The sequence below is a fragment of the Nonomuraea bangladeshensis genome (genome assembly GCF_039529455.1).
GTDB classification, from domain to species: Bacteria; Actinomycetota; Actinomycetes; order Streptosporangiales; family Streptosporangiaceae; genus Nonomuraea; species Nonomuraea bangladeshensis.
This window is the reverse complement of record NZ_BAAAMV010000004.1, coordinates 743,858-765,277: the sequence shown is the minus strand read 5'-3', so window position 1 is coordinate 765,277 and position 21,420 is coordinate 743,858. Positions and strand designations below refer to the sequence as shown.

The 21,420-nt window shown below is 72.1% G+C and carries 24 protein-coding genes; 10 read left to right on the top strand and 14 right to left on the bottom strand.

What is annotated here, in order from left to right; all coding sequences use genetic code 11:
• Nucleotides 1–3 precede the first annotated feature (3 nt).
• The 5 genes from ABD292_RS15485 to ABD292_RS15465 form a co-directional block, all read right to left on the bottom strand.
• Nucleotides 4–675 carry a TetR/AcrR family transcriptional regulator gene (locus tag ABD292_RS15485; RefSeq protein ID WP_344207903.1) on the bottom strand — a complete coding sequence of 224 codons (672 nt, stop codon included), beginning with the start codon at nucleotides 673–675 and terminating at the stop codon, nucleotides 4–6.
• 149 nt (nucleotides 676–824) lie between these two features.
• Complete coding sequence (locus ABD292_RS15480; protein WP_344207902.1) at nucleotides 825–1,733, bottom strand: hypothetical protein; 909 nt, start codon at nucleotides 1,731–1,733, stop codon at nucleotides 825–827.
• 121 nt (nucleotides 1,734–1,854) lie between these two features.
• Entirely contained in the window at nucleotides 1,855–2,217 is a 363-nt protein-coding gene (locus ABD292_RS15475) for an ester cyclase (protein ID WP_344207901.1), read from the bottom strand.
• Nucleotides 2,214–2,645 carry a MarR family winged helix-turn-helix transcriptional regulator gene (locus ABD292_RS15470; RefSeq protein WP_344207899.1) on the bottom strand — a complete coding sequence of 144 codons (432 nt, stop codon included), beginning with the start codon at nucleotides 2,643–2,645 and terminating at the stop codon, nucleotides 2,214–2,216. Before ABD292_RS15470 ends, ABD292_RS15475 begins: the two co-directional genes overlap by 4 nt.
• A 15-nt stretch (nucleotides 2,646–2,660) precedes the next feature.
• Entirely contained in the window at nucleotides 2,661–3,599 is a 939-nt protein-coding gene (locus ABD292_RS15465) for an aldo/keto reductase (protein ID WP_344207896.1), read from the bottom strand.
• An 84-nt stretch (nucleotides 3,600–3,683) separates the two neighbouring features.
• On the opposite strand from ABD292_RS15465, the gene ABD292_RS15460 reads away from it, so the two are divergent.
• The gene (locus tag ABD292_RS15460) at nucleotides 3,684–4,283 is read left to right on the top strand and encodes a TetR/AcrR family transcriptional regulator (RefSeq protein ID WP_344207894.1); all 600 of its coding nucleotides are present in this window, start codon (nucleotides 3,684–3,686) and stop codon (nucleotides 4,281–4,283) included.
• 29 nt (nucleotides 4,284–4,312) lie between these two features.
• Here the strand turns inward: ABD292_RS15460 and ABD292_RS15455 are convergent, their stop codons facing one another.
• A complete protein-coding gene (locus ABD292_RS15455) occupies nucleotides 4,313–4,648 on the bottom strand; it encodes a VOC family protein (protein WP_344207893.1) in 336 nt (111 codons plus the stop codon).
• Between the two features lie 85 nt (nucleotides 4,649–4,733).
• Between ABD292_RS15455 and ABD292_RS15450 the strand changes: the two genes are divergently transcribed.
• Nucleotides 4,734–5,327 carry a CGNR zinc finger domain-containing protein gene (locus ABD292_RS15450; RefSeq protein ID WP_344207892.1) on the top strand — a complete coding sequence of 198 codons (594 nt, stop codon included), beginning with the start codon at nucleotides 4,734–4,736 and terminating at the stop codon, nucleotides 5,325–5,327.
• Between the two features lie 36 nt (nucleotides 5,328–5,363).
• On the opposite strand, the gene ABD292_RS15445 is transcribed toward ABD292_RS15450, so the two are convergent.
• Complete coding sequence (locus ABD292_RS15445) at nucleotides 5,364–5,735, bottom strand: winged helix-turn-helix transcriptional regulator (RefSeq protein WP_344207891.1); 372 nt, start codon at nucleotides 5,733–5,735, stop codon at nucleotides 5,364–5,366.
• Nucleotides 5,736–5,814: 79 nt separating this feature from the next.
• On the opposite strand from ABD292_RS15445, the gene ABD292_RS15440 reads away from it, so the two are divergent.
• The gene (locus tag ABD292_RS15440; protein WP_344207890.1) at nucleotides 5,815–6,225 is read left to right on the top strand and encodes a RidA family protein; all 411 of its coding nucleotides are present in this window, start codon (nucleotides 5,815–5,817) and stop codon (nucleotides 6,223–6,225) included.
• A gap of 42 nt (nucleotides 6,226–6,267) precedes the next feature.
• Here the strand turns inward: ABD292_RS15440 and ABD292_RS15435 are convergent, their stop codons facing one another.
• Nucleotides 6,268–6,735 carry a MarR family winged helix-turn-helix transcriptional regulator gene (locus tag ABD292_RS15435; protein ID WP_344207889.1) on the bottom strand — a complete coding sequence of 156 codons (468 nt, stop codon included), beginning with the start codon at nucleotides 6,733–6,735 and terminating at the stop codon, nucleotides 6,268–6,270.
• Nucleotides 6,736–6,797: 62 nt separating this feature from the next.
• On the opposite strand from ABD292_RS15435, the gene ABD292_RS15430 reads away from it, so the two are divergent.
• Nucleotides 6,798–7,193 (top strand): tautomerase family protein, encoded by a 396-nt coding sequence (locus ABD292_RS15430; protein ID WP_344207888.1) that lies wholly within the window; start codon nucleotides 6,798–6,800, stop codon nucleotides 7,191–7,193.
• A 10-nt stretch (nucleotides 7,194–7,203) separates the two neighbouring features.
• Here ABD292_RS15430 and ABD292_RS15425 read toward each other — a convergent pair whose 3' ends face one another.
• The gene (locus ABD292_RS15425; protein ID WP_344207887.1) at nucleotides 7,204–8,145 is read right to left on the bottom strand and encodes an SDR family oxidoreductase; all 942 of its coding nucleotides are present in this window, start codon (nucleotides 8,143–8,145) and stop codon (nucleotides 7,204–7,206) included.
• Nucleotides 8,146–8,311: 166 nt separating this feature from the next.
• Between ABD292_RS15425 and ABD292_RS15420 the strand changes: the two genes are divergently transcribed.
• Nucleotides 8,312–9,157: a helix-turn-helix transcriptional regulator gene (locus tag ABD292_RS15420; protein ID WP_344207959.1), complete on the top strand. Its 846-nt coding sequence runs from the start codon at nucleotides 8,312–8,314 to the stop codon at nucleotides 9,155–9,157.
• Between the two features lie 3 nt (nucleotides 9,158–9,160).
• Here the strand turns inward: ABD292_RS15420 and ABD292_RS15415 are convergent, their stop codons facing one another.
• Together ABD292_RS15415 and ABD292_RS15410 are read right to left on the bottom strand one after the other, a co-directional pair.
• Nucleotides 9,161–10,375 (bottom strand): ROK family transcriptional regulator, encoded by a 1,215-nt coding sequence (locus tag ABD292_RS15415; protein WP_344207886.1) that lies wholly within the window; start codon nucleotides 10,373–10,375, stop codon nucleotides 9,161–9,163.
• 10 nt (nucleotides 10,376–10,385) lie between these two features.
• Nucleotides 10,386–11,174: an ion transporter gene (locus ABD292_RS15410; protein ID WP_344207885.1), complete on the bottom strand. Its 789-nt coding sequence runs from the start codon at nucleotides 11,172–11,174 to the stop codon at nucleotides 10,386–10,388.
• A 212-nt stretch (nucleotides 11,175–11,386) separates the two neighbouring features.
• Between ABD292_RS15410 and ABD292_RS15405 the strand changes: the two genes are divergently transcribed.
• The 3 genes from ABD292_RS15405 (at nucleotide 11,387) to ABD292_RS15395 (ending at nucleotide 15,255) form a co-directional block, all read left to right on the top strand.
• Nucleotides 11,387–12,733 (top strand): hemolysin family protein, encoded by a 1,347-nt coding sequence (locus ABD292_RS15405; RefSeq protein WP_344207884.1) that lies wholly within the window; start codon nucleotides 11,387–11,389, stop codon nucleotides 12,731–12,733.
• Nucleotides 12,730–13,746 carry a hemolysin family protein gene (locus tag ABD292_RS15400; RefSeq protein ID WP_344207883.1) on the top strand — a complete coding sequence of 339 codons (1,017 nt, stop codon included), beginning with the start codon at nucleotides 12,730–12,732 and terminating at the stop codon, nucleotides 13,744–13,746. Before ABD292_RS15405 ends, ABD292_RS15400 begins: the two co-directional genes overlap by 4 nt.
• Before the next feature lie 231 nt (nucleotides 13,747–13,977).
• On the top strand, nucleotides 13,978–15,255 hold the full coding sequence (locus tag ABD292_RS15395) for a hemolysin family protein (protein ID WP_344207881.1): 1,278 nt from the start codon (nucleotides 13,978–13,980) through the stop codon (nucleotides 15,253–15,255).
• Between the two features lie 19 nt (nucleotides 15,256–15,274).
• Here the strand turns inward: ABD292_RS15395 and ABD292_RS15390 are convergent, their stop codons facing one another.
• The gene (locus ABD292_RS15390; RefSeq protein ID WP_344207879.1) at nucleotides 15,275–16,216 is read right to left on the bottom strand and encodes a ThuA domain-containing protein; all 942 of its coding nucleotides are present in this window, start codon (nucleotides 16,214–16,216) and stop codon (nucleotides 15,275–15,277) included.
• A 174-nt stretch (nucleotides 16,217–16,390) separates the two neighbouring features.
• Between ABD292_RS15390 and ABD292_RS15385 the strand changes: the two genes are divergently transcribed.
• Together ABD292_RS15385 and ABD292_RS15380 are read left to right on the top strand one after the other, a co-directional pair.
• Nucleotides 16,391–18,520: an outer membrane protein assembly factor BamB family protein gene (locus ABD292_RS15385; RefSeq protein WP_344207878.1), complete on the top strand. Its 2,130-nt coding sequence runs from the start codon at nucleotides 16,391–16,393 to the stop codon at nucleotides 18,518–18,520.
• Nucleotides 18,521–18,555: 35 nt separating this feature from the next.
• Nucleotides 18,556–19,476: an aminoglycoside phosphotransferase/kinase family protein gene (locus tag ABD292_RS15380; protein WP_344207877.1), complete on the top strand. Its 921-nt coding sequence runs from the start codon at nucleotides 18,556–18,558 to the stop codon at nucleotides 19,474–19,476.
• Between the two features lie 23 nt (nucleotides 19,477–19,499).
• Here ABD292_RS15380 and ABD292_RS15375 read toward each other — a convergent pair whose 3' ends face one another.
• Both ABD292_RS15375 and ABD292_RS15370 read right to left on the bottom strand, forming a co-directional pair.
• The gene (locus ABD292_RS15375; protein ID WP_344207876.1) at nucleotides 19,500–20,249 is read right to left on the bottom strand and encodes a citryl-CoA lyase; all 750 of its coding nucleotides are present in this window, start codon (nucleotides 20,247–20,249) and stop codon (nucleotides 19,500–19,502) included.
• A complete protein-coding gene (locus ABD292_RS15370; RefSeq protein ID WP_344207875.1) occupies nucleotides 20,246–21,409 on the bottom strand; it encodes a CaiB/BaiF CoA transferase family protein in 1,164 nt (387 codons plus the stop codon). Before ABD292_RS15370 ends, ABD292_RS15375 begins: the two co-directional genes overlap by 4 nt.
• Nucleotides 21,410–21,420 lie beyond the last annotated feature (11 nt).

Here is a 21,420-nt window from a genome sequence, read left to right as displayed (position 1 = left end):
CCGTCAGCCGCTCCGCCCGGCCCCTCCGGCCGCGTCCTCGCCGTCTCTGTCCTCCTCGTCCCGCACGAACGTCGCCAAGTAGGCCCGCATGACGACCTTGGCCTGGGCGAGGAGGTCAGGCCGGTCGGGGCCCGGCCCCAGCGCCGCCTGCACGAGATGGTTGCCGACCATGGTCGTCACCGTGTAGGCGATGTCGGGGGCGTCGAGCCGCCCGCCGGAGCTGTCGGACAACAGCCGCTGGACGCAGGCCGTGAGGTGGTCCTGCAACTGGGCCTGCGCTTTGAGAACCTGCTCGCTCATGTGCGTGCGGTTCCACAGCTCGCGCACCACGGGATCGCGGTGGAACTCCTCGAAGGCGTCCACGACCGCGTCGTTGGCCTCCTGCCACGACCCGTACGTGCCGGCCGCGACCTCCTCGATCAGCTCGTACGCCCGGTCCATGTACCGGAACGTCAGCTCCTCCAGCACGGCCTGCACGCTGGGGAAGTAGGTGTACAACGAGCCGGAGTTGACCCCCGACCGCTCGATGAGCGTCACCGGCGAGGCCACGCAGCCGTCGTAGCCGAGCTCCTTGACCAGGGACTCGGCGGCGGCGAGCACGCGCTCGACCTTGTCCCGGCTGCGGGCCTGGATCGGCGTGCGCCGCAGGGCGCTGCCCGACGCTCGGGAACCCACCGGACCTCCTGTCTCGCCGCCTGTTCGCCGCCTCCAGTCTCCCACGCGAGCCGGTTGCCGGGACAATTCAGCACCGTCACCCCGCCTTTACATTGTAGATTCGGCGGTCCTCGGCAGGGTGCAGCCGCCCCCTCAAGGGACCCGGCCGCTCACTTCCTGTCGGCCCAGGGCTCGTAGCAGTCGTCGCCCGGGAGCACCCATCCCGCCACGTCGGGCCGCTCGATCTCCTTCAGCAGCTTCACCGCGCCCGTCTTCCGCGAGACCTGGTAGACCGCCACTCCCTTCGCGCTCTTCGATCGCACGATCAGCCGGTCGGACCGGTCGAAGTCGATGTCGTCGATGTACTGCCCGCGCGGAAGCCGCACCTCCACCACGGCGCCCGCGCGACCGGTACGCAGGTTCAGCATGCGCACCTTGCGGTACTTGCCTCCCTTGCCGACCAGCACGGCCGAGGTGGTGTAGTCCCCCGCGAGCGCGCTCGGGTCCAGTCGCGTCTTCAGCCGCAGCCGGGGCCGCAGCGCCCGGTCGAACACGACCATCTGCTCCCCGCCCAGCAGCACTCGCTTGCTGTCGGGGCTGAACCCGGACAGGCTCCACGCGTCTGTCTTCTCCGGCGGCCCCATAGCCTTGCGCTTTCGCAGGTCCGCGAACACGTCCAAGCCCGGTCCCGAGGTCCCCGTGATCACGTAGCTGCCGTCAAAGGACACGAACGGCCACTCCTCGCCGATGGCGTACGCCGTGATGCGCTTGGCGACCACGCGCTCCTTGCCGTGCACGGTCCGCTCCACGAACAGGCCGTCCTTCTTCCGGTAGTAGAAGAGGTGCCGCCCGTCCCCGCTGATCAGGAACGGCGCGGTCGTCCCCTCGTTGACCGCGTCCTTGGGCGCCACGGTCAGCGCCTCCGGGACCTCCATCACCTGCCCGCTGGTCAGCACCACTTCCCAGGTCTGCGTCCGCTGCGCGTAGGCGATCGTGGCGGGAGCCTCAGCGGCCGCAGGCTGGGTGGCCGCTGTTAAGCCGGCGAGGGTGAGTGCCGCCAGTGACGTATGAATTCCCATGGTTTGTCGGATGCCGCCGGCACGGGAAAAGTTGCGTCGTAGGGGATGAGCTCGCCCAGCACCGTGGTGAGCACCAGGCGCGGCTCGGCGGCCCGCAGGTCGGCGCCGGCTCCGTCAGAACCTACCGGCTGAACGAGGGAGTTGTGCGCGGCAGTGAGGACAGGCCCCACAACTCGGCGATGCGTCCGTCGCGCACGCGGAACATCTCCAGCATCGTCGGCGACCCCTGGCCTGGGATGCCGCGCATGCTCGTACGGACCGCGGCCGTGTCCCCTTCCACGACCATGTCCTCGACCATGACGTGGACGTCGGGGAAGGCCTCGTGGAGCCGTCGCCAGGCTTGCGCGACGCTGCCGGGGCCGGTCGTGCCCAGGGGATGGCTGTAGAAGTCGGCGGTGAAGACCTCCGTCGTGGCGGCGTAGTCCTGGGCGTTGAACGCCGCGTACATGCGCTCGGCGGCGGCCCGTACGTCGTCGTCGGTCATGGGCTCTCCTGCTCGGTCATGTTCGCGCGGACGCGGCGCAGCACGTCCAGCACGATCTCCTGCTGTTGTGCGGTGATGCCGGCGAGGAGCCGCTCCTGGTAGGACTGGTGCGCCCGCTCCAGCTCCGCCGCCGCCCGCTCGCCGGCCGAGGTCAGCGCGGCCAGCGTGTAGCGATTGTCGGCCGGGTCGAGACGGCGGCCGATCAGCCCGTCGGCCTCGAACTCCTTGACCAGGCGCGTGACGCTCGCCCCGTCGATGCCCAGCGTGTGGCGGAGGTCGTTGTGGCTGGTCTCGCCGTCGCGCCACAGCCGGATGAGCAACTGGACGCGCTGGGGGCTCATGCCGATGTGCCGGGGGAACGCCTGTCGCAGCTCGGCCCAGGCGCCGCCGAGTTCACGGAAGAAGAGGTCCTCTGGCGTCTCGCTCACTGACCCTTTATAACGTCAACTCTTGAGACCATCAAGAGTCTGGAACGGGCGGGTGGGGACGGCGTCGAGGGCGGCGAGGGTCTGGTCGTCGAGGGTGATCGCGCCCGCGGCCAGGTTCGCCTCGAGGTGGCCGGTGTCGGCGGTGCCCGGGATGAGCAGCGTGCGGGGCGAGTGGTGCAGCAGCCAGGCCAGGCCGACCTGGGCGGGGGTGCAGCCGAGGCGCTCGGCGGCGGCGAGCACGGCGGGCTCGTCGGCCACCTTCGCCAGCCCCGGGAGCGCGCCGCCCAGCGGGAAGTAGGGGACCCAGGCGATCTGCTCGGCCTCGCACAGCCGGAGCGCGTCCTCGTCGTCACGGGCCACGAGGCTGTAGGCGTTCTGCACGCACACGATGCCCGCCGGCAGCGCGCGGCGCAGGATGTCCGCGGTCACGCTGCTCAGCCCGATCGCGCCGATCTTGCCTTCGTCACGCAGCGCGATCATTTCGGCGAGCTGGTCGTCGAGGCCGACGATCTGGTCGTCGGGGACGGGGACGCTGATCCCGGAGTCCGTACGGCGCAGGTTGACCACCGGGATCTGCTCCAGCCCGAGCGTGGCGAGGTTGTCCTCGACGCTCGTCCGCAGATCCTCGGGCCGCTGCGCCAGCCGCAGCGGGAACGGGCCGCCGGGGTCGGAGACGGCGCCGACCTTGCTGACGACCAGGACGTCGTCCTCGGGCGTGAGCGCCTCGCGGATGACCTCGTTGACGAAGCCGTCGCCGTAGAACTGGGCGGTGTCGACGTGGTCGACGCCGAGCTCGACGGCGTGGCGCAGCAGGGCGACGGCGGCGCGGCGGTCGCCGTGCAGGCGCTCCAGCTGCATCGCGCCGTACCCCACGCGGGAGACCGTACGGCCGGCCAGTTCGCCGGCGCCTCCGGGGCGCGGAGCAGGGGTGGCGGGGAAGGATGGGGACGTCATGGGTGACCTGCCCTCATGAGAGAATGGAGGAAACGGAGGTGCCTCCGTTACTTCCACTGTAGCACTACCGGAGGTGCCTCCGTTTTGAGTCCGCCCGAGACCACTCCGCCCCAGCCCGCTCAGCAGCCGGGGCGCCGTGACGCGCGCCGCAACCGCGACAAGCTCATCGCCACCGCCCAGGCCGCCTTCGCCGCGGCCGAGGGCCCCGTCGCGCTGGAGGCCATCGCCCGGCAGGCAGGGGTCGGCATCGGCACCCTCTACCGCCACTTCCCCACCCGCGAGGACCTGGTCGACGCCGTCTACGCGGCCGAGCTCGAAGCCGTCACCACGAGCGTCTCCGCCCTCCTCGGCCGGCACCCCGCCGACGTGGCGCTGCGGACCTGGCTGGGCCGTTACGCCGCCTTCGTCACCACCAAACGCGGGATGATGGACACGCTGCGCGCCGGGTACGCCTCCGGACGCATCGCGCCTCCCTCCCGCGAGCGCGTCACCACCACGATCGCCACGATCCTCCGCGAGGGCGCGGCGCAGGGCACCCTCCGCGCCGACGTCGCCGCCGAGGACGTCACCGCCCTGCTCGTCGGCGTGTTCCTCGCCATCACTGCCGGCGCCCCCCAGGAGCAGACCGACCGCCTGCTCGACCTCCTCACCGACGCGCTCCGCCCACGACCGGCTACCGGCTGACGGTGAGCAGGCCGCGGCGGCGCGTGCGGCTACGCGGCGACGACGCAGAACTGGTTGCCCTCGGGGTCGGCCAGCACGACCCAGCTGTCGAAGCGCCGCACCTCGCTCGCGCCGAGGGCCTGGATCCGGTCGACCTCGCCCGCCAGGTCGTCGGTGAACAGGTCCAGGTGCAGCCGGTTCTTGCCCTCCCGGCCTTCGGGGACGGCCTGCAGGGACAGGCCGACGCCGCTCTTGTTCGCGTCCTCCAGGTAGGCGGCGCCCTCGTCCGATGACGCGACCCGGTAGCCGGTGACCGCCTGCCAGAAGGCGGTGCTGCCGGCCAGGTCGTTCGTGTCGATGCCGATGTTGCCGATGCTGATGCTCATCAGCGATCCCTTCTCGTCTAACTGTCGTAAGGCTTACGTCGGTTAGGTAACCTACCATCGTCTGTAGCCGGATAGGCTGCGAGGCGTGGAGAATGAGCGCGCAACCGAGCCCGAGGCAGGGATGGCGCCGAAGCCGCTGCGCGTGATCGAGGAGTTCATCAACACCCGGCACCAGGACGGCGACGAGCTCGCGACGCCGGATCAACTGGCGACATGGCTGCACGCCCGCGGCCTCGTGCCCGCCGGCACGGAGGTGACCGCCGAGCAGCGCGACCGCGCCGGACGGGTCCGCGAGGGACTGCGCGCGTTGATCGCCGCGAACAACGAGGAGCCCGTCTCCAGCCCGCGCCCGGACGGCCTCGACCCCGCCGCCCGCGCCGAGCTCGCCGAGCTCACTCGCGACCTCCCGCTGATGCTCGACGTGACCGTCTCCCCGCCCCGGCTGGTCGCCCGCGACCCGGGGCCGGTGGAGGCGGCGCTGGCCGGGCTGCTCGCCGTCGTGGCCGAGGCCGTGGCGGACGGCACGTGGACGCGGCTGAAGGCCTGCCGGGAGCCGAGCTGCCGATGGGCCTACTACGACCACTCCCGCAACCGGCGCCGGACCTGGTGCTCGATGGAGCTCTGCGGCAACCGCGCCAAAGCCCGCGCCTCCCACCACCGCAGATCCGGAGGCCGTTGACCGGCCTCTCGGCCACCCGGCTCCCGGTGGGATCTCTCAGAGGCCTGTGTCTTCGCGCAGGTCGAACGCGTCGCGGGCGCGTTCGATGGCGGGCATGTGCTCGCCGGCCCAGGCCAGCAGTACGTCGATGGGCTGCCGCAAGGTCTTGCCGAGCGGGGTGATCCGATACATGATCGCCACCGGCCGCGTGGAGACGACCTCGCGTTCGATCACCCCGTTGCGCTCAAGACGGCGAAGAGTCGCGGTCAGCGACTTCTGCGTGACCGCGGGGATGGCCCGGCGTAGCTCGTTGAAGCGGCAGGGGCGTTCGCAGAGCTCGTTGAGCACCCCGAGGGACCACTTGTCGAGCACCTGGTCGAGGAGTTCGCGGTGCGGGGCGTCGATGCGGAGCTCGCTGTCGGTATCCATGGCGAAACCTGGTCTCGTTGAAGTGTCCTTCTCCTACTAAGTAGCTTACAGATACCTACTGGGACAAGGAGAAACAGCCATGACCGTCAAGCACTTCACCCCTGAAGGCATGCTGCAGCCCACCCCCTACCACCACGTCGCCGTCGGCACTGGCACGACTCATGTCCATGTCAGCGGGCAGATCGCACGGCAGGCCGACGGAACCCCGGTGGCCCCCGGCGATCTGGCCGGACAGGTCGCGCAGGCCCTGCGCAACACCGCCCTCGGCCTGGCGGGCGCGGGAGCCTCGTTCGCGGACGTGGTGCGCCTGACGTTCTACGTGACCCGGTGGAGCCCGGAGAAGATCGGCGACTTCATGGCCGGGGTCGAGGCCGTCGCCGAGGAGATCGGTCTCCGGCTCCCCATGCCGCCGGCCTCCCTCATCGGCGTCGACCACCTCTTCGAGCCGGATGTGCTCGTCGAGGTCGAGGCGACCGCGTTGCTCGACTGAGCCCGGTCGCTCGCCGCGGGACCACGCCCGGGGCAACCGGGCTCAGCCGTGCGTGCGCCTGCCCAGGGCGGTCTCGTAAGCCCGCATCGTGCGCACGATCGTGGCGCGCTCGGCGGGCGTGAGGCCGGCCAGGACCTCGGCCCAGGCCAGCGCGCTGCCCGACAGCCACTCGCGGATCGGCTCGACGTACTGGGGGGCGATCGCGACGACCCGCCGCCGCCGGTCGGCGTCGTCCTCCTCGCGGGTCAGGACGCCGCGGCGGGACAGGTCGCCCACCATGAGGCTGACGGTCGTCGGCGCGATCTCCAGGCGCTCGGCGAGCTGACTCACCGTGAGAGAGCCGTCGTACTGCAGGTAGGCCAGCAGCGACAGGTGGCGGGGCGCGAGGTCGAGCGTCCGCAGCACCTCGGGGACGGGCAGCCGCTTGGCCCGCCCGACGAGCCGGGGCATCAGCAGCAACATGGACCGCACCGCCTGATCGGTGGTCATGCCGTCCGCGTCGTTGACCATGGGACACCTCGCCTATTACCTTTGACATCAAAGCTAATTTGGGAACAAACAGGAGTCCTACGATGCCACATCTGACGGTCCGGGTCCTGGAGCCGCAGCTCCAGGGCAACGAGACGGCCCTCATCGCCGCGCTGACCGACGCGGTGGTGAGCGTGTACGGCGAATGGGCGCGCGACATCGCCGTCATCCACCTCGACGGCGTGCCCCCTGGGCGGTGGGGCCTGCGGGGGAAGCCGGCCGACGAGGCCGCGCCCGCGATCACGTTCGGCGTACGGGAGGCGGCGTTCACCCGTCCCGACAGCGACGAGATCGCCGACCGGCTCGTGCGGACCGTCACCGACGCCGTCGCCGGCGTCCTCGGGACGCATCTGCGCGACAGCATCGCCGTCGAGCTGGTCGCCACCCCGGCCGGCCGTACGGGGATCGGCGGCGTGATCGTCGACCGCCAGGCCGGCTGAGCGGGGCGGGTCAGGCCGGGTAGGAGACCTTCGTCAGCTCCTCCGAGACCGCCCAGATCCGGGCCGCGTCGGCGGTGCTGCGCAGCGGCGGGTAGAGCGGCTGCTCGGCGGGCGGGCCGCCGAGGTGGCCGGGGCCGCTGGGCCCGTACAGGGCTCCCGGCCTGGCGTCGGGGCCGGTGGCGGCCATGAGGGCGGGCAGTTGCGCCGTCTCGACCGTCCCGAGCAGGATGCCGCGGGCCGAGAGCGCCCGGATCAGGCGGACCTGCGGGGTGTCGCGGCTGCGGCCCAGCTCGGGGCGGGCGGCCAGCAGGCTGGTGGGCGCCACGCCGGGGTGGGCGAGGTTGCTGGTGACGCCCCAGCCGTGAGCCCTGCTGCGCCGGTCCAGTTCGAGGCCGAACAGCCCGAACGCGATCTTCGACTGGCTGTACGCACGCTGCCCGTGGTAGCCGCGCTCCCAGCTCAGGTCGTCCCAGTTGATGGCGCCGCGGCGGGCGGCGATGCTGATCTGCGAGGTGACGCGGGCCCGCCCCGCGCGCAGCAGCGGCAGCAGGTGCCCGACGAGGGCGAAGTGCCCCAGGTGGTTGGTGCCGAACTGCAGCTCGAACCCGTCGGCGGTGGTCTGCCGGTCGGGCGGCGTCATGACGCCGGCGTTGCCGATGAACAGGTGGATCGGGCGGCCCTCGCCGCACAGGTCCGCGCCGAGGGCCGCGACGGATTCGAGCGAGGACAGGTCGAGGGCGCGCAGCGAGACGTCCGCGCCGGGGACGGCCCGCCTGATCGCGGCGAGCGCGCTCTCCCCCTTGCGCGGGTTGCGGACGGGCATGACGACCTCCGCGCCGGCCGCGGCCAGGCGGGTGGCCATGGCGAGGCCCATCCCGTCGCTCGCCCCGGTGACGACGGCGCGCTTGCCGGACAGATCGGGCACGGTGAGGTCGGTTCGGGTACGTGACATGAGGTCCTGTTCCTTCGGGTGGGCGTGCCCTCGATCCTCGGCGGACCGCGCGGGCGGATCCAGGACCCGCCCATCCCCGGCTCACCGGTCCGTGGCTGCCGTGGCGCGCAGCTGTTAGAAAGGCCGTACCCCAAAAGGGCCGCATCCCAGAGGAAGAGGACATGTGGTGATCGATCGGGCCGGGCTGGCGGAGTTCCTGCGCAACCGCCGGGAGGCTCTGCAGCCCGAGGACGTGGGCCTGCCGCGCGGGCAGCGCCGCAGGACCAGCGGCCTGCGGCGTGAGGAGGTCGCCTCCCTGTGCAACATGTCGGCCGACTACTACGCCCGGCTGGAGCGGGAGCGCGGGCCGCAGCCGTCGCACCAGATGCTCGCCTCGATCGCGCAGGGGCTGCACCTGTCGCTCGACGAGCGGGACCACCTGTTCCGCCTCGCCGGGCACAACCCGCCGGCGCGGGGCACGTCCGGCGACCACATCAGCCCCGGCCTGCTGCGCATCCTCGACCGCCTGACCGACACGCCCGCGGAGATCGTCACCGAGCTGGGCGAGACCCTGCGCCAGACCCCGATGGGGGTCGCGCTCACCGGCGACACGACCCGCTACACCGGGCCGGCCCGCAGCATCGGCTACCGGTGGTTCACCGACCCCGCCGCGCGGCGGCTCTACGCGCCGGGCGAGCACGCGTTCCTGACCAGGATGTACGCCTCGGGGCTGCGCGAGATCGTCACCCTGCGCGGGCCGGGATCACGGGCCGCGCACCTCGCGGACCTGCTGCTGGCCGGCAGCGAGGAGTTCCGGCGGGTGTGGCAGGACCACGAGATCGGGATCCGCCCGAAGGACGTCAAGCACTTCGTCCACCCCGAGGTCGGCGTGCTGGAGCTCACCTGCCAGCGGCTGATCGACCCGGATCAGGCGCACTGGCTGCTCGTCTACACCGCCGTCCCCGGCAGCGAGAGCCACGAGAAGCTGCAGGTGCTGTCCGTCATCGGCACCCAGACCCTCCATATGACGTGAGCGTCAGGGCCGGGTGGCCAAGGCGTTCAGCGGGTTGTCCAGCAGGTCGGCGAAGGCGAGCTCGGCGGCCCCGGCGAGCGTGGTGTCGTCGCCCAGGGCCGTCACGGCCAGGCGGACCCGCTCGCGCGACACCGGCAGGACATGCGCGTCGATCCGGGCGCGGACGCGCGGCGCGGCGGCCGGGTAGATGTCGCGGAGCATCCCGCCGAAGACCACGAGCGCCGGGTTGAACAGGTTGATGAGGTTGACGACGCCGACGCCGAGCCAGTCGCCGACGCGGCCGACGGCGTCCCGTGCCCGCGCGTCACCGGCCCCGGCGAGGGCGACGACCGCCCGGATGCCGGGGCGTCCGATGAGGTCGCCGGAGCGTCCCGCGTAGTCGAGCAGCGCCTCCTCCCCCACCTCGGCCTCCAGGCAGCCGCGCGACCCGCACAGGCAGGGCCGCCCGTCGAACGGGTTGATCAGCATGTGCCCGAGTTCGCAGCCGTAGCCCGCGTCGCCGTCCAGGAGGTCGCCCCCGACGATGATGCCGCCGCCGACGCCGACGTCCCCGTGCAGGTAGACGAGGTTGTCCACGTCGCGTCCCGCGCCGCGTACGTGCTCGGCGACCGCGCCCAGGTGCGCCTCGTTGCCCACCTCGACGGGAAGCCCGAGGCCGAGCCCGGCGGCGAGCTCCGGGCCGAACGCCTGGTCCACCCAGCCGAGGTGCGGGCCGTAGCGGACGGTGCCGTCGGCGCGCCTGATCAGCCCGCAGTAGGACGCGCCGACGCCCACGCACACCGCGTCCGGAGGGGCTCCGGCGACCAGCTCGCGGCCGAAGGCGGCGAGGACGCCGACGACGTCCTCCAGGTCGACGCCCGCGCGGGCGCGTACGGCCTCGCGGCGGTCGAGGATCCGGCCGCCGAGCCCGACCCGGGCCGCGAGCAGCCGGTCCACGGCCACGTCGAACGCGAGCCCGTACACCGTCCCCTGCTCGGGCATGACGACGATGGACGGCCGCCCGGCGCGGCCCTGACCGGTGGGGACGCCCTCGCGGACGAGCCCGGCCGCGGCGAGCTCCGCGGTCAGGTCCATGATGGTGCTGCGGTTGAGGCCCATCCGGCGGCTGAGCGCGGCCCGTGACACGGCTCCGTCCTGGTGGACGCGGCGCAGCACCTCGCTGAGGTTCCGCTGCCGCATCTGCTCCTGCGTCCGCGCGCCCGCCGCCGATCCCGTCATCGCCACCAGCCTAGGACGGTTCGTCCCGCAGCAGGAGCTGGTCCAGTTTGGCGTTCAGCGCGGCCAGCTCCTGCCTGACGGCGTTCAGCTCCGCCCGGGTCTGCAGCTCGGCCGGCGAGGGCTCGTTCTCGTGCATGGCGTTGACCACGACCGCGATGAACAGGTTCAGCGCGACGAAGGTGGACATGAGGATGTACGCGATGAAGAACAGCCACGCCCACGGCTTGTGCTCCATGACGTCCTGGGCGACGTTGCCCCAGTCGTCGCCGGTCATGATCTGGAACAGGGTGAACAGCGAGCGCGGCAGCTCGTCGAAGCGTTCGGGCACGATGTCGCCGAACAGCTTCGTGGCGATGACCGCCGCGATGTAGATCAGCAGGACCAGCAGCCCGATGATGGAGGCCATGCCCGGCATCGCGGTCAGCAGGGCGCCGACCACGCGGCGCATGCTGGGCACCGCCGAGACCAGCCGCAGCGCCCGCAGGATGCGCAACGCCCGCAGCACCGACGTGGGTCCGGAGGCCGGGATGAGGGCGACGGCGACGATGACGGTGTCGAACCAGTTCCAGGGGTCCTTGAAGAACGACCTGCGGTAGGCGTACAGGCGGGCGGCGATCTCGGTGGTGAAGACGACGAGCGCGATCCGGTCGACGGCGTGCAGCAGGCCGCCGATCTCGTCCATGAGGCGGGAGCTCGTCTCCATGCCGATGGTGATCGCGTTGACGACGATCACGACGATGACGGCTCGCTGCACGAGCCGGTTCTCCAGGAACCTTCGAACGCGTTCTTGCCTGGACACTTCCGGCCGTCCTTGGAAGAGGATCATGATCGTCGATCATCGTAGGGGGAACGGCTGGAGGCGCGAGCCCGATGCCGGGCAATACGCCCCGGTTAGCGGCTGAGTGCACGAATCCGCTAGCGTCGAATGACACCGGTCCGTCCGGTGAGACAGAAGGGAGCGTACGTGTCGGCGAACCTGACCCGCCCGCGATTCGGACAAGGGCGTGCCAGGTGAGCGTGGCCCTCGGCCTGCTGGCCGTCTTCCTCCTCACCGCCGCCACCGGCTACTTCGTCGCCCAGGAGTTCGCCTACGTCAGCGCCGACCGGCTCACCCTGGTCACCCAGGCCGAGGCGGGCGACAGGAAGGCCGCCAAGGCGGTCCAGGTGATGGAGCGGCTGTCGTTCATGCTGTCCGGCGCCCAGCTCGGCATCACCGTCACCGCCCTGGTCGTCGGGTTCATCGCCCGCCCCGCGCTGGCCGAGCTCATCGCCCCCGCCCTGACCGCGCTGGGCCTGTCCGGCGGCCTGGTGGACGCCGTCGCCCTGGCGATCGGGTTCGCGCTGGCCACGGTCATCCAGATGGTGCTGGGCGAGCTGGCCCCCAAGAACCTGGCCCTGGCCAGGCCGGAGCCGCTGGCCCGCGCGCTGGCCGGGTCCACCCTGGTCTACCTGAAGATCGCCGGACCGGTGGTCAGGCTGTTCGACACCGCGGCGAACCGGCTGCTGCGCGCCGTGGGCATCGAACCGGTCGAGGAGCTGCACCACGGCGCCACCCTCGAAGAGCTCGGCCACATCATCGGCGAGTCCGAGGCCCACGGTCACCTGCCCGGCAGCCAGGCCGACGTGCTGGAGCGGGCCCTGGCCTTCTCCGAGCACACCGCCGAGGAGGTCATGGTGCCGCGCGTGGACGTCGTCGCCGTCCCCGCGATCGCCACCGTCGCGGATCTGGACGAGCTGATCGCCGCGCACGGCCACACCCACTACCCGGTGCTGGGCGCCACCTTCGACCTCGTGGTCGGCGTGGTCAGCCTGCGCGACGCCGCCGCCGTCGCGCCCGAGGACGCCGGCCGCGTCCGGATCGGCAGCATCTGCCGGGACGTGCTCGTCGTCCCGTTCTCCCTCGCGCTGCCGGACCTGGCCCGGCAGATGCACGAACGCGGCGAGGAGGTGGCCTGCGTGGTGAACGAGCACGGCGGCCTGGCCGGGCTGCTCACCTGGGAGGACGTCGCCGAGGAGTTGGTCGGCGAGATCGCCGACGAGAACGACGTGGAGGCCCCGGCCGTCGTGCGGCAGGGCGAGGCGTGGGAGGTGGACGCCGGTCTGCGCATCGACGAGATCGCCCTGGCCACCGACCTGGCCCTGCCCGACGAGGACGAGTACGACACCCTCGCCGGGCTCGTCCTGCACCGGCTCGGCCGTTTCGCGGCCCCCGGCGAGACGATCACCGTCAGCCTGCCCGCCACCCTGGACGACCAGGCCCCCACGCACGCCCGCGTCGAGGTCCTGACCCTGCGCAGGCACGTCCCCGAACGCGTCCGCCTGACCCCTTACCGGGACGACAGCGAGGAGCAGCAGTGAGTGTGACCACCGGTCTCGTCCTGACCCTGCTCCTGCTGGTCGGCAACGGCTTCTTCGTCGCCGCCGAGTTCGCGCTGGTCGCCGCCAAACGCCACCGCCTGGAGAAGGCCGCCGCCTCGGGCAGCCGGGCCGCCTCGGCCGCCCTGGCGGGCATCAAGGAGCTGTCGCTCATGCTGGCCGGGGCGCAGCTCGGCATCACGCTGTGCTCGCTCGGCCTCGGCGTGGTGTCCGAGCCGCTGATCGCGGGCACCCTCGCCCCGCTCTTCCATGCCGTCGGGCTGCCGGACGCGGCCGCGCACTCGGTGGCGTTCGTGATCGCGCTGGCGCTGGTGACGTTCCTGCACATGGTGCTCGGCGAGATGGCGCCCAAGTCGTGGGCGATCGCGCACCCCGAGCGGTCGGCCACCGTGCTGGCGCTGCCGTTCCGCGGCTTCACCCTGCTGGTGCGGCCGCTCATCAGCGCGCTCAACGGCATCACCAACGGCCTGCTGCGGCTGTTCAAGGTCCACCCGCGCGGAGAGGGGGAGGCGCCGCGGACCCCCGCGCAGCTCCGGCACCTGGTGGAGGAGTCGCGCCGGCTCGGCCTCATCGAGGCCGACGACCACGCCGTCCTCACCCAGGCCCTGCGCGCCCCCGACGCGCCCATCGCCACCCTGGTCACCCCGGCCGGCCAGGTGGTCACGGTGCCCGCCGACGCCACCGCGCAGCAGATCATCGACGCGTGCCTGCGTGCCGGGCGCTCCCGCCTGATCGCCGGGCCGCTCACCGCCCCGTCCGGGGTGGTGCACGTCCGCGACGCCTACCTGGCGCGCCGCCGCGGCGACACCCGGACGACGGCCGCCCAGCTCGCCCACCCGCTGCCGGACCTGGCCGAGGACGCCTCGATCGCCGAGGCGGTGAGCCGGCTGCGGAACGCCCACGGGCAGGTCGCGCTGGTCCGCACGGCGACGGGCCACGTGTCGGGGATCGTCAGCCTGGACGACCTGCTGACCACGCTGCTCGTTCCCGCGTGACCACCGCTGGGAACTTCGCCCCGTTCTCGGCCGTTCTGCCCTATGACCTGTGCTGATCGCGACGAACGAGTGGAGTGACGGCTCTTCCGTGGAAGAGTGCGATACCCGACCGGGCAGTGGCCCGGTGCCTCTTCGTTCGCGCGCACGGTCTTCTCTCGCCCGAGCCGCCGCTCGGCATTCCCCCCGGCGGCTTCGCGCCGCGTCACCGTTCTCTCAAGGAGCCCCTCTGCCTTGGACGGCTACTGGTTTCAGCTCGCCCTCGTCGTGGTCCTGGTCATTCTCAACGCCGTCTTCGCCGGCTCCGAGCTGGCGCTGATCTCCCTGCGTGAGGGCCAGCTCCGCCGGCTGGAACAGCGCGGACCGGGCGGCAAGGTCCTCGTCCGCCTGGCCCGTGACCCCAACCAGTTCCTCGCCACCATCCAGCTCGTCATCACCCTGTCCGGCTTCCTCGCCTCCGCCACCGCGGCGGTCACCCTGGCCGAGCCGCTGGTGCCGCTGCTCGGCTTCCTCGGCGACGCCGCGAACCCGATCGCCATCGTGCTGGTGACGATCGTGCTGACGTTCTTCACGCTGGTGTTCGGCGAGCTCGCGCCCAAGCGGGTCGCCATGCAGCGCGCCGAGAGCTGGGCCCTGCTGGTGGCCCGCCCGCTCAGCCTCATCGCCACCCTGTCCCGGCCGATCGTCTGGGCCCTCGCCAAGTCCACCGACCTCGCCGTACGCCTCATGGGCGGCGACCCGGACCGGCACCGCGAGGAGATCAGCCCCGAGGAGATCCGCGACCTGGTCGCCACCCACCGCGGTTTCACCCCCGAGCAGCGGCTCATCATCTCCGGCGCGGTCGAGATCAGCGACCGGGTCCTGCGCGAGGTGCTGGTCTCCCGCCGCGAGGTCTTCACCCTTGACGCCGCCACCCCCGTCGAGCCGGCCCGCCGCCTGCTGGCCGCCTCCGGCCACTCCCGCGCCCCGGTCGTCGGCGGGCGCGGCCTGGACGAGGTGACCGGCGTCGTCAACCTGCGCGACCTGCTCACCGACGAGCACGCCACGACCGTCGCCGACGTGGCCCGCCCGCCGCTCCTGCTGCCCGACAGCCTGCCCGTCTCCGACGCGCTGCGCCGCTTCAAGGCCGAACGCCAGCAGTTCGCCCTCGTCATCGACGAACGCGGCTCCGTCAACGGCATCGTCACCCTGGAGGATCTCCTGGAGGAGGTGGTCGGCGAGATCTACGACGAGACCGACCGCGACGTGCTGGCGGCCGTCCGCGAGGCCGACGGCGGGCTGCTGCTGACCGGCACGTTCCCCGTCCACGACCTGCCCGACCTGGACGTGCACCTGGAGGAGCGGCCCGACGGCGACTACACCACGGTCGCGGGCCTCGTCCTGACCCTGCTCGGGCACGTGCCCACCGCCCCCGGGGAGAGCGTGGAGATCGGCGGCTGGCGCTTGCAGGTGATGGCCGTCGAGCGCCACGCCATCACCCAGGTGCGCCTCGCCGCGCAGGGCGGAGAGTGATCGCGGCTCCGCCCGCCGATCACCGGCAGAAGGCCGACATGCCGAGCACGGACCTGACGCCGCCGAGCAGGTGCTGGACGAAGTACTGGTCGCCTTCCATGGGCTCGTCGGTCCAGGCCCTGACGTCGTGGCCGAGGGTGGTCAGCCAGGCCTTGCCGCCGTCGTAGTACTGGCACCAGCTCACCGGATGGTGCTCGCCGTGCCCGGGGTGGCCGAGGTTGCCGCGTACGCCCCGGGCCAGGCTGCGCTCGTCCACCTCGGCCAGGACGCGGACGCGGGTGGGGGCGGGGACGAGGTTGTACCACTCGTCGGAGAAGGCCCAGGTCCTGGGCAGGCCCTGGGTGGAGGCGTCGCGCCGGTCGACGGTCTCGACGGTGCCGGGCTGGTTGGCGCTGTGGTCGTAGAAGTTGGCGTTGCCGAGCAGTCCTTCGTACCAGGGCCAGTTGTACTCGGTGCCGAAGGCGTTGTGCACGCCGATGAAGCCGCCGCCGGCCCTGACGTACTGGCGCAGCGCCGTCTGCGCGGCGTCGTCGAGGGCGTCGCGGGTGGTGCTCAGGAACATCACCGCGTTGTAGCCCAGCAGGCGTCCCGCCGAGGAGAGCTGCGTGACGTCCTCGGTGTAGTCGACGGCGAAGCCGTTCTCCTGGCCCAGCTTCACCACGGCCCTGACGGCGACGTTGTCGTCGCCCAGCGGCGGGTTGAGCCCGGGGCCGAGCGGGGTGCCGAGGTGGGCGTGCCGCGGGCCGGCGGTACGGCTGTAGACGAGCAGCTTGTAGCCCTTGGCCGGGTCGAAGTTGCCCCAGTCGTGGTAGCAGCGCGGGTCGGTGCCCCGGCAGACGCCGTAGTCGGGATCGCCGAGGTTCCCTGCGGGCTCCGGGGAGGCGGCGGAGCTCGGGGCGGTGGCGGTGAGCAGGAGTAACGCTGCTCCGGTGGCCGCGGCGACGGAGAGTTTGCTGCGCATGGGCACCTCGCATGGAGACCGCTAGGTGGAACAGTTGGTCCACTCGGGGGCTTGAGCGTAACGACAGATCCTCACCACGACAAGCTCTTGAATTCACCGGCGGCCCGAGCTTAAGGTGCGTCCGTCTTACGGTTCTCCTGGTCCGCTTGATGGACCACCGAAGATTGGGTGCCCGTGGAACGACGTCACTTCCTCCTCGGCGCGGCAGCCACGCTGACCGTCTCCGCCGCCCTCGCCGACCCCGCCGAGGCCGCCGCCCCGCCGCTGGAGCGGCAGCCCGCGTCGCTGGGCGTGACGGGCAAGGACTTCCCCAAGGTCTGCGGCAACCTGGGCAATCACAACTACTCGCCGCTGAGGCGGATCACGCCCCGCACGGTGCAGCGGCTCGGCGGCGCCTGGCACGTGAACCTGGAGGGCGGCAGCACGTCGGCCGCCCAGCAGAGCACCTGCGTCGTGCAGAACGGCGTCCTGTACGTCCAGACCACCCAGCAGAACGTCTTCGCCGTGGACGGCAGGACCGGCGCCGTCAGGTGGAAGACCAACCTCGGCACCAGGCAGACGAACATGCGCGGCGTCGCCCTGGGCGAGGGCCTGGTCTTCTCCACCTCCGGCGCCAACATCGTGTACGCGCTGAAGCAGGACACCGGTGAGATCGCCTGGCAGCGGCAGCTCATCACCGACGGCGAGGGCGGCGGCGACACCGGCGGCTGCGACCCGCAGAACGGCCAGTGCGGCGGCCTGACCGGCACCCTGGCCGGCGCGGTCGTCTACTGGGACGGGCTGATCTACGTCGGCATGCAGGGCAGCACCGGCGGCGCGCGCGGCCGGGCGTACGCGCTGAAGGCCGCCACCGGCGAGGTCGCCTGGACGTTCTGGTCGTGCCCCGGCGAGGGCCAGTTCGGCAACGACACCTGGGAGGGCGAGTCCTGGAAGACCGGCGGGGCCGTCCCGTGGATCCACCCGGCCGTCGATCCGGACCTCGGCCTGGTCTACTGGACGTTCGGCGGCTCCTACCCGCGCCTGGACGGCTCCGGCCGGGGCGGCGACAACCTGTTCGCCAACTCGATCGTGGCCATCGACGCCAAGACCGGCCGGCGGAAGTGGCATTTCCAGTCGGTGCACCACGACATCTGGGACCTCGACAACGTCATGGCGCCGGTGCTGATCGACATCAAGGTCAAGGGCCGCATGCGCAAGGCCGTGGTGTACGGCAGCAAGGTCGGCATGTTCTACATCCTCGACCGGGCCAGCGGCGAGCCGCTGCACGGCATGGAGGAGCGCCCGGTCCCCCAGGACCCGCGGCAGAAGACGGCGGCCACGCAGCCGTTCCCGGGCGGCGAGCCGTTCATCACGCAGGCTCCCGAGTTCGGCAAGGCCACCCGGCCGGTGCCGTTCTACGCCTGGGGCGGGCTGTACACGCCGCACTGGGACCGGGCGACGATCATCTTCCCGGGGGCGGGCGGCGGCGCCGACTGGGCGCACCTGTCGTACAACCCGCACACGGGCTGGATCTACGTCGGCTACGGGCTGATCAACTCGGGCTTCTCCAACAGCCGCGACGGGCGGGTCAACACCTCCCGCCCTCTCGGCGAGCACTTCGCGGGCGGCATCGCGGCGGTCGATCCGCGGACCAACACCCCGGTGTGGACGCTGGACCGGGAGTGGTCGCTCGCCCACGGCAACGGCATCCTGACCACGGCGGGGCGGGTGATGTTCCAGGGCGGGCCCGACGGGGTGCTGCACGCCATGGACGACACCGACGGCAGCGTCCTGTGGAGCTTCCAGTGCGGCGCCGGGGTGCACACCAGCCCGATCAGCTACGAGATCGACGGCGAGCAGTACGTCGCGGTGCTGGCGGGCGGCAACGGCCTGCCCTACCCGGACATCCCGAGGGGCGACCACCTGTGGGCGTTCAAGCTCGGCGGCAAGGTCCCGCCGGCCGCCACGCCGACGCCGCCGAAGAAGCGCAACGACATCCGCACGGCCGCCGTCACCGGCACCACGGTCACGCTCGGCCGGGTATGGGACGCCGCGAACCAGCGGCCCGGCGCGACCGAGAACACGGTGGCCCAGAACGCCATGTCACCCCAGCACCTGCGGGTCCCCAAGGGCACGACCGTGACCTTCGTCAACCCGGCCGGCAACGCCTTCGCGCACGCCGCCGTCTCGTTCTTCGAGTACGAGTTCGACACCGGCGTCCTGATGCCCGGCCAGTCCTTCACCCACACCTTCGACACCCCGGGCGAGTACTTCTACAACGACGCGATCTTCCCGCAGAACACCGGCAAGATCGTCGTTTACTGAGCGGCCGGCTCCGAAGCCGTGGCACAGTCCTCGGTATGGCGTTGGATGATCTGCCGGACTGGTTGCCGGGCTGGTGTCTGGACCAGCTGGGCTCCGAACCCGCCGACGTGCTGTTCCAGCTGCGGCAGACGTCGGCGGTGTTCGGTCTCCGGCTGGCCGACGGCAGGGACGTCGCGGTCAAGACCCGCGCCGATGACGGCCGGGCCGCGTCGTGTGTCGCGGCGCAGGCTCGGCTGGCCGAGCGCGGGTTTCCCTGTGCCCGGCCGCTCACGCCGGCGGTCGGCGTCGGCGCGCTGGCCGTGCACGCCGAGGACTTCCGCCCCGGCGGGGAGGTGCTGCACGGGGACTCGCCGGACGTGGCCGTGCGATACGCGGAGGTGTTCGCCCGGCTGATGGCCGAGCTGACCGGCGTGACCGTCGCGCCGCCGCTGCCTAACCCGCGCTGGGTGCGCTGGGACCACACGGATCGCGGGGTGTGGCCGGCCATCACGTTCCTCGATGAGCGGGATCAGAGCGCGGTGCCCGCGTACGTCGTCGACACGGCCGACCGGGCCCGCACGCGGATGCTGGCCGCCGGCCTGCCGTGCGTGCTGGGCCACGCCGACTTCGAGGCGCAGAACCTCCGATGGCACGGCCGGGAGATATGGGCGGTGCACGACTGGGACAGCCTGGCCTGGCAACCGGAGGCGGCGCTGGCAGGCGCGGCGAGTGGCGCGTTCGCCAGCGCCGGGCCGCCCACGCTGGCGCCGATCGAGAGCTCCGAGGCGTTCCTTGAGGTCTATCAGGACGTTCGGGGGCGCGCGTTCACGGCCGAGGAGCAGGAGGTCGCGTGGGCGGCCGGCTTGTGGCCGGCCGCGCACAACGCCCGATGGGAAGCGCTCCAGGGCGACGCCCCGGTGTCCGGCGACGCGCTCAGGGCACAGGCGGCCGAACGCCTCCGCCGAGCGAACGCCTGACCCGGCAGGGCTCGCCGCCGCGTTCAGAGCCAGGTGGGCAGGACGGACGGCGGGATCGGCCCCTTGTTGCGCCGGCCCTGACCGGTCTCCTCCCAGGCGTGCGCCAGGATCCCCACGGACCTGCTGAGCACGAACAGCCCGCGCGCCAGCGGGGCGGGAAAGCCCAGCTCGGCGTAGACCACGGCGGTCGCCCCGTCGATGTTCATCGGCACCGGCGCGATCAGCCGCTCCACCTCCAGCGCGGCCCGCAGGTACGCGCCGGTCACCACCCCGGCCGCGACCGCCTCCGACACCAGGCCGAGCAGCGGATCGCGACGCGGATCGCGCCGGTGGAAGCGGTGACCGAAACCGGGCAGGTACTTGTCGGTGGCGCGCCACCGGGCGACCACGGCGGCCGGATCCCCGTCCGCCACCACCTCCTCCAGCAGCCCGACGCACTGCTCACCCGCGCCCCCGTGCACGTCGCCGAGCAGGTTGACGCCGGTGGCGACGGCGTTGTTGAGCCCCACGCCGCAGGTGGCGGCCATCCTGGCGACGGCGATGGACGGCGCGTGCGGCCCGTGGTCGACCGACGAGACGAGCGCCGCCTCCAGCAGCGCCGCCCGGCGCGGGTCGGGCCGTTCGCCGCGCAGCATGAGCCAGATCAGCTCGGCGAAGCCGATCCGCCCGATGAGGTCCTGGACCGGCTCTCCGCGCAACTCGATGAGGTCGGGCTCGACCCGCGACACGGCGGTGGCCCACCAGTCGGCCGCCGCGGACGTCGGCCCGTTCACCGTACGGCCTCGAACTCGGCGTTGTGCTGCCCGAGCAGCGGGGCGGGCCCGCGTGGGCGCAGGGCGACGCCGTCCATGACCACGCCGTTGCCGGTGACGGTGACCGGCCGCTCGCCGGATCCGGGCAGCGGCACCTCGGTCAGGAAGCCGCGGTGGCGTACCTGGTCGAGGGCGAGCGCCTGGGGGACGGTGAGGATGCGTGCGGCGGGGACGCCCTCCCGGGAGAGCAGTTCCTCCCACTCCAGCGCGGTCCTGGCGCGGAGCGCCTTGTTGAGCTCCTGGTTGAGTGCCTGCCGGTGGTTCTTTCGCGCCTCCCGCTCGGCGAAGCGGGGGTCGGCGGCCAGGTCGGGCCGGCCGACGAGCCGGCACAGCGTCTCGAACTGGGCCTGCTGGTTGGCGGCGATGTTGAGCGGCCCGTCGGCGGTCTCGAACGTGCCGGACGGCGCGGCGGTGGCGTTCTGGTCGCCCATCGGCTCCGGCTCGACCCCGCTGACGAGGTAGTTGGAAACGGTCCAGCCCATCGCGGAGATCGACGCCTCCAGCATCGACAGGTCCAGGAAGCAGCCGCGCCCGCCGCGCTGCCGCCCGGCCAGCGCCGCGCAGATCGCCAGGCCCGCCATCAGCCCGCCGACGGTGTCGCAGATGGGGAAGCCGACGCGCAGCGGAGCCGTGTCGGGTGTGCCGGTGACGCTCATCATGCCGGACAGCCCCTGGATGATCTGGTCGTAGGCGGGGGCGCCGCTCATCGGGCCGCTCTGCCCGAAGCCGGAGATCGCGCAGTAGACCAGGCCGGGGTTGAGCTCGCGCAGGCGCTCCCAGCCGTAGCCGAGCCTGGCCATCACCCCGGCCCGGAAGTTCTCCAGCAGGACGTCGGCCTCGGCGAGCATCGTCTCGAAGGCGGCCCGCCCCGCCGGGCTCTTCAGGTCGAGCTCGACCGACTTCTTGCCCGCGTTCTGGGCCAGGAAGGAGGCGCCCATCCGCTCGCGGTTGAGCTCGGGGTCCGGCCCCAGCCGCCGGGCGAGGTCCCCGGCGCCGGGCAACTCGACCTTGACCACCTCGGCGCCGAACAGCATCAGTTGATAGCTGCAGTACGGGCCCGCCAGAACGTTGGTCAGGTCCACGACCTTGACGCCGTCCAGTGGCAACTGCTGACGATGCATTCACGCTCCAT